This is a genomic window from Flagellimonas oceani (genome assembly GCF_011068285.1).
GTDB classification, from domain to species: Bacteria; Bacteroidota; Bacteroidia; order Flavobacteriales; family Flavobacteriaceae; genus Flagellimonas; species Flagellimonas oceani.
This window is the reverse complement of record NZ_CP049616.1, coordinates 3847459-3859696: the sequence shown is the minus strand read 5'-3', so window position 1 is coordinate 3859696 and position 12238 is coordinate 3847459. Positions and strand designations below refer to the sequence as shown.

Sequence of the window (12238 nt, the reverse complement as noted above, 5' to 3'; positions counted from 1 at the left end):
CTTCTGGCAAAAATAAGTGAATTCCTATGAAAGTTAAGCCCTTCTAAGTCAACTAATTTTAAATGGTTGGAGTCCGTCGGCCACTTTTCGGTCGTTGGCAAGGCGTTGGACCTTGTTCTGACCTCCCAGTTTACCGATGGATTTCATATAATCCTGAAAACCATTTGGTTTGATGCTGCTTATTTTCAATGTTTGAAGAATATTTCCATCAATAAGGTCAAAATAGTAACTGTTCTGCTGTTTCATGCTTTCCTCCATGATGCCCTGGAACTTTTTCATGTCCGTTGGCTCCCTTTCAAATTCGATGAACCATTCATGATAGGGCAGTTCTCCCTCCGCTGGATTGGTCTGCGGGGCTACGGTAAATTCGTTTACCAGAGCGTCGGTCTGTTCAACCGCAAGTCGTAATGCTTCTTCAACCTCCTTGGCAATCACATGTTCCCCAAAAGCGGAAATAAAATGTTTAATGCGGCCCGAAACCACTATTTTGTATGGGTTTTTGGAAACAAACCGAACGGTATCGCCAAGATTATAGCCCCAAAGCCCGGCATCTGTGGAAATTACCATCGCATAATCAACGCCCAGTTCCACATCTGCAATGGTCAATCGTTTGGGGTTTTCATCAAAAAATTCATCGGCCTTTACAAACTCATAAAAAATGCCTGCGTCCAATAGCAACAACATTCCCTTTTCCTTTTGGGAATTTTGATAGGCAAAAAATCCTTCACTGGCAGGAAAAAGCTCAATACTGTCCACCTTTCTTCCGATAAGATTTTCAAATTTAGCACGGTAAGGTTCGTAATTCACCCCTCCATAAATGAACAACTGAAACTCTTTGAAAAGTTCACCGACCTTTTTCCCTGTCTTGGCGTTAAGTTTTTCAAAGTACATCTGCACCCAAGATGGTATTCCCGCTATGACCGACATATTCTCTTTCTCGGTCTCCTCAACAATTTTGTCCACCTTGGTCTCCCAATCCTCAATACAATTGGTTTCCCAGCTCGGCAATCGGTTTTTTTGAAGGTAATTCGGCACATAATGGGCAGAAATCCCCGAAAGACGGCCCAGTTTGATGCCATTCTTTTCCTCTAGCTCCGGGCTACCTTGTAAAAAAATCATCCGGCCATCTACAAAGTCGGCGTTCCCGGTTTCGTGTATGTAATTGAGAATGGCGTTCCTTGAGGCTTCCACCTGATTTTTAATGGATGGTTTGGTAATGGGAATGTATTTGGCCCCAGAAGTAGTTCCCGAGGTCTTTGCAAAATAGATGGGCTTTCCTGGCCACAGTACATCTTGTTTACCATCAATGATTTGTTGCACGTATCCCTTTAGCTCCTCGTAATCGCGTATGGGAACACGCGCTACAAAATCTTGGTGGGACCTTATGTTTTCAAACTGATGGTCTTTGCCAAAAACGGTGCCCTTGCCCTGCGCTACCAAGTGGTTGAAAACCTTTTGTTGGGTTTTCACGGGTTGGTCTACCCATTTTTTGGTTTTTTTGGCGATTCGGTTCGCAAATATTTTTGCAGCAAATGCTTTTAAGGACATTTAGTTGAAATCAATATAGTTCTGTGGGTCTACCGGTTTGCCCTTTCTCCAAAGTTCAAAATGGAGGTGAGGCCCTGTGGTAAGTTCTCCCGTGTTTCCAATAGATGCGATTACTTCTCCTGCCTTTACCAAATCTCCTTGTCCCTTGCTCAAAGAGCCATTGTGCTTGTACACCGAGGTGATTCCTTCTTGGTGTTCTACAATGATCACATATCCGGTTTCGGTGGTCCACTCTGCAAAAAGCACGGTGCCATCGGCAATGGCTTTTACGGGAGTGTCCCTTGGTGCCACCAAATCCACGGCGTAGTGTTTTGTTTTTTGGTCGAACCCTTGGGATATGGTCCCGCTAACAGGCGAAAAGAACAATGTTCCCAAATTCTCGATGTCCCTTTCAAAAAGATTGTACTTGTCCTCGAGCTCCACCTCTTCCCTCAACAACAGATCTTGTCGAATTGGGGTAAGGTCCACGGAGGCCGGGTCCAGCTTATACTGCTCAAACAGGGAATCCCGATTCATTTGGTTGTTTTCGATATCGCCTCGCAACACCTTTCTCACGTTGTCCAAATATCGGTTGGTGTAGTTGAGCACAGTGACCAATGAATCCGTTTTATAGGTAAGGTCGGTGGCCTGGCGTTTCAATTTGGTGGACGAGTACCCAGGAATATATTCGCGTAGGGGAGTAAAGGCAATGATCAGGGTAGTGACGCCAATAAGTAGAATCATGAACATGGTTCCCGTAACAAAAACATTCAATCTGTTAAGCTTAAAGGATATCTTTTCCTCAAAAGTGCTTTCATTGAGAATGACCAAGCGATACTTGTGCAGCAGCTTACGCTTTATCTCCTTTCTTTTCTTTTTGTCCTTTGCCATGATGAACAAAGATAGGCTTAGATTTTAATATGCATGTTAAGCTTTTTAAAAAGCTTATGGGCTTAAGTTCTGAAAAATCGTTCCCAAATGCTAATTTTCGTTAATCGAACACGCTCTTCCACTTCTTTTTAGTACTTTTACTATTCTAATTAAAGGTTTTGATAATATGATTGCTCAAACTATATTTCTTGGAATGCTAGGTCCTTGGCAGATTGTGTTGATTGTTGCCGTGGTTGTTTTGCTGTTTGGAGGTAGAAAAATCCCAGAACTAATGAAGGGCCTTGGTAGCGGTATTAAAGAATTTAAGGACGCCACCAAAGAAGACGACAAACTGGAAGGGGAAACAAAGGAGTCAAAATCCTAAATTTGACACTTTTTATGGTGTAAAACGTGTTGTGTTGCCAAATCATTTTCGGCGACAACAACACTTTTTTAACGTTCAACGCCAAAAATAGGCCCTTTCACAACAAAAAATTATCACCCCAATTACCTTATCCTATTTTAGCGGTCGTAACTAAACCGTTAGGCCCCCTATGCTTAACCTCCAAATGGACCTTTTAAGTTCGTTTGTGCAGATGGAGTGGTAATGAAAAGACTGATCTTGCTTATTTTCTTCTTGTGCTCCTTTGGGATATTTTCCCAAGAGCGCTCCCTATCCGAATTTGACGGAATGTCCTCACCTTCCGATGAATCAACTTCTACGGATAAGGTTGCTTCGGTATTTGTAACAGATGTAGAAGAAAAAGCATATAAATGGTACAACGAACTTTACCGGGAGTATCAGCATGAAATGCAAGAGGATACTTTTATAAGAAACACCCAAGCCTCAAAAAGTGCCGGAAAATATCAACGGGCAGTAGCAATTACCAAGATGCTACGTCAGAAAAGGGATGAGCCCCTCAAAGAGCTCAACAACTTGGGCGCATACAACGTAAAAATCAAAAATCTGGAAATCAACTCTCCCTATTCCGATTTTTCCCCGATGTTCCATAAAGATTCCGGTATTGTATATGCTTCGGCAAAGGACACCCTGTTTTTGACCACCCGAAGGTACCGCCGCACAAATCAGCCCTTTCTGGATCTGTATGTGGCCAAGGCCAAGAACAAGCAAGGCGACCTTTCGTCCCCACAAAAATTTTCAAAAAAACTCAACACCAAGTATCACGAAGCCTCAATGGCCTTCTCCCCGGATCATAATACCATTTATTTTACCAGAAACAATTACAAAAAGCGACTCAAGCGGGGAAAAAACGGCATCAATCACCTAAAGATATATCGATCCTATTTTGTGGACGGCGAATGGACCAAGGCCGAAGAGCTTCCGTTCAACAGCGAAGATTATTCCACCGGCCATCCCACGGTAAGTTTGGATGGAACAAAAATGTACTTTGTTTCCGATAGGCCCGGCGGTTTCGGGGAAACCGATGTCTATATGGTCGATATTGATAAGAACGGCGGCTTCTCGGAGCCAAAAAACCTTGGGGAGACCATCAACACACCTGCAAAGGAAATGTTTCCTTACATCGCCGAAAATGCACTTTATTTTTCTTCTGATAGAGCTATGGGGCTTGGCGGTTTGGATGTGTACCGATCTAATGGGACAAACGGTACGTTCAGCGTAGGCGTCAACCTAGGCGAGCCCATCAACAGCACTAAGGACGATTTCTCCTATATTATTGACCCTTCCGGCCAGCATGGCTACTTTGCTTCCGACCGTACAGGGGGCAAAGGGGATGATGACATTTATTCCTTTAACCAAACATTGAACCTGAATGCGATTGTAGGCTCCATTGAAAATGCATCAACGGGTGACGTTCTGCCAGGAACAAACGTGTCCTTGCTCGATGAAAATGGAAAGCTTCTTTACGAGACCACCTCGGACTCCGTGGGTTCTTATCTCTTCAAAGACCTTGATCCCGACACACAGTACACTGTTGTCGCCTCCAATACCGGTTTTGTTAACGACAGTCTATCGGTACAGACCAAGGAGAACGAAAACATATCGGTAAGCCATTCCTTAAAAATGCTGATGGAAGAAAAGCCGATCACGGAGATTTTTGAACCAAGCAATGTCTATTTTGGGTTTGACAGTTATACAGTAACGGCCAAATATGCACAAGAACTGGACAAGTTGATCACCGTACTGAAAGAGAACCAAACCCTATCGTTAAAAATTGAATCCCATACGGATGCCATAGGCCCAAAGGCCTACAACAAATATTTATCGGACAAAAGAGCCAAGTCCACAAAGGCATATCTTATTTCCCAGGGGATCGATGCATCCAGGATTGTGAGTGCCATTGGGTATGGTGAGGAACGTTTGTTGAACGATTGCGCCAATGGGTCCCCATGTACGCCCGATCAGCACCGCCTGAACAGAAGGTCCGAATTTATACTGGTTGCCCAATAAATCCAGCTTAGCGAAGGGTTAAACGCTCAATTTCCCAAGCACATTACACTTTATCGATGCCTTTGCCCGACCAATGGTTTTTGATTCACCTGCACTTTATCGATCAAAGGTATATTCTCGTGGATTACAAGTTCTTCTTGGTTGAGTTCACCTTGTTTTTGCGGCATTTTGTCCTTTAGTTTTACTTCTTGATCCACAAAGTCAAATCTTTGGCCTGTATTTAATCCTTAAATCAGACATATGAAAAAATTACTACTCGTTAAAGAAATCTACATAGAAGGCTTCCGCAATTTAGGCCACATTATAGTCGAAAAGTATTTTAAGTTTTTCGCATGGTTCAGCTTTGTAATGTTCTTTATAGTTCTTTATGCATTTGTATACAGGATGGCCACAGGTTTTGCTTTTGACTAAACTCATCACGTTTAAATAAAAAAAGGCCCGAACCAATTGGTTCGGGCCTTTTGCTTTTTATGGGGAATCCCTTTTTCTAATTCTTTGGAGCAGTGGTCTCCGGCTGAAAGTCCACCGTCTTTAAAATGGCTTCCAGCTCGAACATATAGTCCCTTTTCTCTTCGGATGGAGCGAAAGTGAACCCTTCAATGACCATTTTTCTGTTGTTCTCTTTATCGTTTATGATATACGTTAAAAAAGGGCCCGCCATCGGGTATCCGTGCATTTCCCAAACCCCTTTGACCTCAGCTGCCTTTTTTCCTCCTATTTCCGCGGGAAACACATAGGGGGCAAACGCTTTTTCAGTAATCATATAGGTCCCTTCATATTCGCCGGGGATAAACTTTTGTCCGATCGAGTCCCGCATTCGTACAATATCTTCCACAAAGGTGGAATCGTTGCTGAAATAGTCCCAAGGCATTTCGTACGCAATGATGTTCATGGTTCCCTTCGGAATCTGTATGTCCATCCAAACAAAGTTGTCCTCACGCCTGCCGACCTTATAAAGCGATGGTACATCCATATGAATCCCAAATTCCTCTTCCAAGGCTTTGTCCTTGCTCAGGGAGCGTTCAAACCTTCGTTGTGCCTCGGCAATTTCATTGGCCTTGAATTCCTTGATGGCCCTGTCAGCCAAAGAATCCAGATTCTTGATCATAACCTCCTCTGTTGGCCCGGTGATCACAGCTACTTTTTGTGGTTTGGCGTAGGCATCGTCCTTAATATGCGCCAATGATGTGGAATCTTGCTCAACATACAACAATGACCTGGAATGCGTGGTTGTGCCCTTAAAAACCTTTGGAGGCACTTGTGTTATGGTGAACTTGGGTTCTATTTGCGGGAGCCCAACGATCTGGGCGGCAAACTTGTCCCTTATTTTTTCACCTACAGGCCCTCTCCAGAGGTCGGTGTCCATTACCACCATTAAGGTATTTATACCCCCTGTTGAAGGTGGCAAAAACTTTTCTTTTGATCCTGATTCCTTACAGGATCCCATTGCCAACATAACTGTGGCAAAAAATAGCGTTCCTAATCTTTTCATCTTGTGTTAAATTTACGAAGAACAATCACACAATTTAAGTTTTGTGCCCGGTTTTAGATTATTACCGCTAATACCGTTCCATTCTCGTAAATTTTCTATGGAAACCCCGGGGTACTTTTTGGAGATGGTCCAAAGTGAATCGCCCGACTGTACCGTATGGATCTTGGAGCCGCCTGCAACCGTGGTTCCTGAGTTGGAACTGCTGGGCTTGGATGTACTCTTGGCAATGTAGGGCTTTCTGGGGTATATCGTTAAGCGTTGTCCAACGCGCAGATTGTTGCTGCGAAGTCCGTTCCATCTTTTTATCTGGCTTACACCTACGCCGTATTGTTCCGCGATCTTGCCCAAATAATCTCCGCTTTTTACACGATATCGTATTTGGTCATCCGCAGTTACCATGTTGGGCAATGGTTTTTCCAAAGAATCGAGCTCCTTCTTTGCGTAGGCATAAATCTGCTCTTCGTTGGAAACAAACTTTCCTATTTTGGATATGGGCAGGCGCAGCGCGTAATTTTTCCCCTCGACTTTAGGGATAATATTGAGCTTATAGGCAGGGTTGAGCATTTCCAGCTCTTCGGTCCCTATATCCACCAATTTTGAAATCTGGTCGAAAGTGATCATGTTTTTTACATGAATTGTATCCGTTTCAAAATAGGCGCGGTCCGCTTTTTTGTATTGTAGGCCATGCTCTTCCGCATATTCAAAAATGTACATGGTAGCCAAGAATGCCGGAAGGTATCCTGCAGTTTCACGTGGAAGGAACGGCCTTATGTTCCAATAGTTCTCATATCCTCCAGAGCGTCGTATCGCTTTGTTTACGTTTCCTGGGCCAGAGTTGTACGCCGCCAAAGCCAAGTCCCAGTCCCCAAAGATGCCGTATAGCCTTGCAAGGTATTTACTTGCGGCCTTGGTCGCCATGATGGGATCGTGCCTCTCGTCCACATAACTGCTTACATCCAGTCCGTACATTTTGCCCGTGCTGTACATAAACTGCCAAAGTCCCTTAGCTCCCACTCTGGACATTGCCTTCGGGTTGAGAGCGGATTCCACAATGGCCAAGTATTTTATTTCCAAAGGAATATTTTGGTTGTCCAACTCCTGTTCGAACAATGGGAAGTAAAACTGGCTTGCCGTGATCATGCGCTGCATCAGGTCCCTTCTCCTTGTCAAAAAGGATTTGATAACACTTTCCAAAGAAGAATTGTAAGTGATGTTGAACGGGGTCTTCTCGTTCATTCGGGCCAATCTTGCCTTAAGCGTGTCCGTCGGCAAATCCACCTCGAAGGCTTCCTCCAGGTCCGGATTATTTTGAATCTCCAAAACCATATCACTGAACAAATCGGCATTGCTATGGAGTTCCTTCAGCCAAAGGCTGTCATATCTCCACGCTTCTTCAAGATCGCGCAATTTAAACTTTCCGTCTTCGTGCGTTTCCAAGGCCATAAGCTGGCCGTCTATTTTGATGTTGGAAACAGCAATGGCCGGCCTTTCATCTTGTTGCAGCGAGGTAGAATCCTGCTCATTTTTGGATGATACGCCTGCCTGTTGTGCTCGTACAAATGGAGCTGCGGAAATCAGAACCGCAAAAACAGCTATTCTTAAATTATGATTCATTTGGACAAGATTTGATTTCGGGGCGAACGAAAATGGCTTTTTTTTCTGAAAGAATAAAGCCCTGAGACAAAATTCTCCAACTTTTAACGTTTGCCCCGATATCTCACAACGTGAGACTTAGCCCAATATTGCAGCAATGCCCGGTAATGTTTTCCCTTCCAGGCTTTCCAACATGGCTCCTCCTCCCGTGGATACGTAACTTACCTTCTCTTCGAACCCGAATTGCTTGACCGCGGCAACGGAATCCCCTCCACCTACTAGGGAGAAGGCTCCGCTTTGGGTGGCCTCATCAATATAATTACCAACGGCAATGGTTCCTTTGGCAAAGTTTTCCATTTCAAAAACACCTACCGGACCGTTCCACAAAATGGTCTTGGATGCCAAGATTACTTGTTTGAAGATTTCCAAGGTTTTTGGACCGGCATCCAATCCTTGCCATCCATCGGGAATTTCGTTTACGTTCACAAATTGGGTGTTGGCGTCGTTGCTAAAATCATCGGCGGCCAAAACATCTACGGGCAAGTACACCTTTACGTTTTTGGCCTCGGCCTTTTTAAGAATATCCAAAGCCAGTTCCATTTTGTCGTCCTCGCAGATGGAATCCCCTACTTTACCGCCTTTGGCCTTTACAAAGGTATAGGTCATGCCGCCACCAATGATGAGGTTGTCAACCTTATCAAGTATGTTTTCAATAATGGTGATCTTGGAAGACACTTTCGCTCCGCCCAAAATAGCGGTCACTGGTTTCTCTCCTGTTTCCATCACCTTGTCAATGGCTTTGATTTCTTTGGCCAACAAGTACCCGAAGCATTTATTTTCCGGGAAGAACTTGGCCACGATCGTAGTGGAGGCGTGTGCCCGGTGCGCGGTACCGAATGCATCGTTCACGTAAATATCACCGTGCTTGGACAAGGCCTCTGCAAAGGACTCATCACCTGCTTCCTCCTCGGCATGAAAACGAAGGTTTTCCAACAAAAGCACCTCTCCACTTTTAAGTCCCGCAACAGCTTCATCCGCTTTTGCTCCCACACAATCGGCTGCAAATTTTACTTGTACGCCGATAATGTCGGATACCTTTTCTACAATGTGGGAAAGTGACATATCTGGATTGGCCTTTCCTTTTGGTCTTCCTAAGTGGCTCATCAGAATTGCAGAACCGCCATCTTCCAAAACTTTTAGAATGGTAGGTTTTGCGGCATCGATACGACTGGTATCGGTTACCTTGAAATCACCGTCCAATGGTACGTTGAAATCCACTCTGATCAATGCTTTTTTTCCTTCGAAATTGAAATCGTCTATCGTCTTCATGTAATGTGTTCTTTTTTGAGAGTTTCAAATGTAAAGATTTCCTGCATTTTCATCGGTTTGACGGGCCTTTTATTTCAAAGTTTATCTCTTTTTAACCTTTTCGGTTTGATATGTTAAACCCGCAATGAACCTGTCTAACCTGTCCTGCAAAACTTCAAGACTTAAAAATGTATCTTTGGGTCATGCTTTTTAAAAATGTTTTAGGGCTGGAACACATCAAAAACCATTTGGTGACCACTGCGGAAACCGGTCGGGTGGCCCATGCGCAATTGTTCGTGGGTCCCGAAGGCTCCGGGGTGCTTCCCATGGCGCTGGCTTATGCACAATATTTGCTGTGCGGCAATACGGGTGGTGAAAATGATGGGGAGAACACGGTTTGCAATACCAAGTGTAATTCGTTGACACACCCTGACCTACATTTTGCTTTTCCGGTTTCCAATTCGGATAAGGTAAAATCGCATGCGGTGAGCGATCATTATCTGGAAGAGTGGCGCCAATTCGTAAAAGAACAGCCCTATGGCAACTTGTTCGATTGGTACCGGCATATCGGCATCGAAAAAAAGCAGGGACAGATCGGGGTGGACGAAGCCCAGGACATGGTAAAAAAGCTCTCCCTCAAATCCTACGAAGGGGGTTATAAAATCTTGATTGTTTGGATGGCGGAAAAAATGAACACTTCGGCAGCCAACAAACTTTTAAAATTGATCGAGGAACCGCCGAACAAGACCATTTTATTGCTCTTGGCGGAAGAGGAGGAACAGATCATCAACACCATACGATCCCGCTGTCAAATCCTTAACTTCCCGCCGCTTGCGGAACAGGTGATTACCGATGCGCTTTTGGTGAAGGGGGTCGCCCAGACCGAAGCTTTGACAATTGCGTTGGAGGCCAATGGCAATTTTAATAAGGCTCTTGACCTGCTGAACAAGGATTCGGAGGATCTCGTGTTTGAACGTTGGTTCGTACAATGGGTCCGTAGCGCTTTTAAGGCAAAAGGCAACAAGGGCGCCATTCAGGAGTTGATTCTGTGGAGCGACGAAGTGTCCAAAACCGGACGTGAGGTCCAAAAAAAGTTCCTGAACTATTGCCTTACCATGATGCGGCAGGCCCTTTTGCTCAACTATAAGGCCAACGAACTTGTGCATGCCAAAGTTCACATGGAAGGTTTTGATCTAAAAAAGTTTGCGCCCTTTGTGCATGAAAACAATATTTTGGATATTGTAAAGGAGTTGGAGCAGGCAATTTTTCACGTGGAACGCAATGGAAACTCCAAATTGATTTTCACCGATTTGTCCATAAAACTTACACGGCTCTTGCACGCCAAGGCCGCATAAATAAACTTACCATGAACCATTTATTTTCCAATGCCGCAGAAATTCTATTGTTGGCATTTTTGACGATTACTTTTTTACAGAGCGGAATCGATAAGCTTATGGATTGGAAAGGCAATCTAGGTTGGCTTACCGGGCATTTTTCCAAGTCTATTTTCAAGGGCTCGGTTCCTTTGCTTTTAGGTATTGTTTTGATACTGGAAATGTTGTCCGGCATACTCTGCGGAGTCGGTATTTTTCAAATAGCTGTTGATGGCGAGAGCAATTATGGTTTTTATGGGGCCCTTCTTTCTGCGGTGACTTTGTTGATGCTATTGTTGGGCCAACGTGTGGCCAAGGATTACGCAGGCGCTCAAACCATTGTGGTGTATTTGATTCCAACTATTTTTTTGGTGTATTTGATGCAGTAATCCCAATCATTTATGATTCTAGAACCCAAACAACGTCCTGAACTCGCCGACAAGACCAAAAGTGCCTACGAGCAATTCAAACGATTGATCATTGAAATCAAAAAAAAGAAACTGCCCGAGGAAATGGAGCTGGTCATCAATAAGCACATTACACAACTCAATTCGGTTCCCGATACCGGTAAAACATTACGAAACGAAATCCGAAAAGAGCAATCTAAAATTGTAGGATTGTTGGCTCAGAAACTCAAAATCGTACCCATAAATTATTTTAGAAAAAACTGGTTTGTTCTGGGCATGACAGTTTTTGGTTTGCCCATTGGAGCTGCCTTGGGGCTTAGTTTGGGAAATATGGCGTTTTTGGGCATTGGACTGCCCATAGGCATGTCGATGGGGCTGGCAATGGGCGCCCGAATGGACAACAAGGCAAAAGAAGAGGGCAGGCAACTGGATATTGAACTTAAGATGTGATCATGTTCGGGAAAAAAGCGATTGCTCCTTTAGTGGTCATGGTGATTAGTCTAGTCCTTTTTGTTATCAATCTGATAGAATTAAAAAACGGAAATGGTGGGATTTGGGGCATGGTTTCCAATATTTTGCTAATTATCGCCATGGCTTTGGTAATCACCGGTAATAAGAAAAAGTCCAAAAAATGAACGAACAAGAACAAAATACAGAGGGAACTTCGGTTGATTCCATTTCGGCTGCACAGGCCGATCTGCGCAAAGGCTATGCAGATGGCTCTTTGGGAGTTTTGGTTTCCGGAACGGTTTGGATGACGGCCGCTCTGGTGGCCTTGTCCGTTACATCTCAAATCGCTGTTTGGACCTTGTTTTTCGGCGGTATGCTCATTCATCCTTTAGGGTTGTTGCTGGCCAAGCTGATTGGTGTTCCTGCAAGTCATTCCCCAAAAAATACCTTGGGCAAACTAGCTTTGGAGGGAACAATTTTTATGTTGATGTGCATTCCCTTGGCATTGCTCCTATCGTTACAGAACCACGCTTGGTTTTTTCAGGGCATGTTGTTGATCATTGGTGGAAGGTATTTAACGTTCACTACGCTTTATGGCATCAAAACGTATTGGATCTTGGGCGGTCTGTTGGGTGCAGCTTCATTTATGTTGTTTGTTTTGAAGGCTTCCCCTGCCATTTCTGCCCTATCAGGCTCAATTATAGAAATTGGTTTTGGTATCTATCTATTTCTATCTTACAGGAAAACCAAATAACGCAAAACAAAAAGGCCCAATCTTTCGAATGGG

The 12238-nt window shown here is 44.1% G+C and carries 14 protein-coding genes; 8 read left to right on the top strand and 6 right to left on the bottom strand.

Annotated elements, in window-relative coordinates; genetic code table 11:
- Positions 1–48 precede the first annotated feature (48 nt).
- Positions 49–1548, bottom strand: coding sequence for a GH3 auxin-responsive promoter family protein (locus tag GVT53_RS17405; protein WP_166249758.1), 1500 nt, complete (start codon positions 1546–1548; stop codon positions 49–51).
- The gene (locus tag GVT53_RS17400) at positions 1549–2418 is read right to left on the bottom strand and encodes a M23 family metallopeptidase (protein WP_166249757.1); all 870 of its coding nucleotides are present in this window, start codon (positions 2416–2418) and stop codon (positions 1549–1551) included. It lies immediately after the preceding gene.
- Positions 2419–2584: 166 nt separating this feature from the next.
- Here GVT53_RS17400 and tatA point away from each other — a divergent pair, with 166 nt between their 5' ends.
- Together tatA and GVT53_RS17390 are read left to right on the top strand one after the other, a co-directional pair.
- Positions 2585–2782, top strand: coding sequence for a twin-arginine translocase TatA/TatE family subunit (gene tatA, locus GVT53_RS17395; protein WP_166249756.1), 198 nt, complete (start codon positions 2585–2587; stop codon positions 2780–2782).
- A gap of 222 nt (positions 2783–3004) precedes the next feature.
- On the top strand, positions 3005–4828 hold the full coding sequence (locus GVT53_RS17390) for an OmpA family protein (RefSeq protein WP_166249755.1): 1824 nt from the start codon (positions 3005–3007) through the stop codon (positions 4826–4828).
- A 50-nt stretch (positions 4829–4878) separates the two neighbouring features.
- Here the strand turns inward: GVT53_RS17390 and GVT53_RS17385 are convergent, their stop codons facing one another.
- Complete coding sequence (locus GVT53_RS17385) at positions 4879–5025, bottom strand: hypothetical protein (protein WP_166249754.1); 147 nt, start codon at positions 5023–5025, stop codon at positions 4879–4881.
- 43 nt (positions 5026–5068) lie between these two features.
- On the opposite strand from GVT53_RS17385, the gene GVT53_RS17380 reads away from it, so the two are divergent.
- Positions 5069–5239, top strand: a complete 171-nt coding sequence (locus GVT53_RS17380; protein ID WP_166249753.1) for a DUF6747 family protein — start codon at positions 5069–5071, stop codon at positions 5237–5239.
- A 76-nt stretch (positions 5240–5315) separates the two neighbouring features.
- Here the strand turns inward: GVT53_RS17380 and GVT53_RS17375 are convergent, their stop codons facing one another.
- From GVT53_RS17375 to GVT53_RS17365, 3 genes are all read right to left on the bottom strand, one after another.
- Positions 5316–6320: a DUF4837 family protein gene (locus GVT53_RS17375; RefSeq protein WP_166249752.1), complete on the bottom strand. Its 1005-nt coding sequence runs from the start codon at positions 6318–6320 to the stop codon at positions 5316–5318.
- A gap of 12 nt (positions 6321–6332) precedes the next feature.
- The gene (locus GVT53_RS17370; protein WP_166249751.1) at positions 6333–7934 is read right to left on the bottom strand and encodes a lytic transglycosylase domain-containing protein; all 1602 of its coding nucleotides are present in this window, start codon (positions 7932–7934) and stop codon (positions 6333–6335) included.
- Between the two features lie 117 nt (positions 7935–8051).
- Positions 8052–9242, bottom strand: coding sequence for a phosphoglycerate kinase (locus GVT53_RS17365; RefSeq protein ID WP_166249750.1), 1191 nt, complete (start codon positions 9240–9242; stop codon positions 8052–8054).
- A 182-nt stretch (positions 9243–9424) separates the two neighbouring features.
- Here GVT53_RS17365 and GVT53_RS17360 point away from each other — a divergent pair, with 182 nt between their 5' ends.
- The 5 genes from GVT53_RS17360 to GVT53_RS17340 are packed head-to-tail and all read left to right on the top strand — an operon-like array spanning position 9425 to position 12205.
- The gene (locus GVT53_RS17360; RefSeq protein ID WP_166249749.1) at positions 9425–10576 is read left to right on the top strand and encodes a DNA polymerase III subunit; all 1152 of its coding nucleotides are present in this window, start codon (positions 9425–9427) and stop codon (positions 10574–10576) included.
- Positions 10577–10587: 11 nt separating this feature from the next.
- Positions 10588–10983, top strand: a complete 396-nt coding sequence (locus GVT53_RS17355; RefSeq protein WP_166249748.1) for a DoxX family protein — start codon at positions 10588–10590, stop codon at positions 10981–10983.
- Between the two features lie 12 nt (positions 10984–10995).
- Positions 10996–11451, top strand: a complete 456-nt coding sequence (locus GVT53_RS17350) for a DUF2207 domain-containing protein (protein ID WP_166249747.1) — start codon at positions 10996–10998, stop codon at positions 11449–11451.
- A gap of 2 nt (positions 11452–11453) precedes the next feature.
- Positions 11454–11636: a hypothetical protein gene (locus tag GVT53_RS17345; RefSeq protein ID WP_166249746.1), complete on the top strand. Its 183-nt coding sequence runs from the start codon at positions 11454–11456 to the stop codon at positions 11634–11636.
- The gene (locus tag GVT53_RS17340; protein WP_166249745.1) at positions 11633–12205 is read left to right on the top strand and encodes a DUF7010 family protein; all 573 of its coding nucleotides are present in this window, start codon (positions 11633–11635) and stop codon (positions 12203–12205) included. Before GVT53_RS17345 ends, GVT53_RS17340 begins: the two co-directional genes overlap by 4 nt.
- Positions 12206–12238 lie beyond the last annotated feature (33 nt).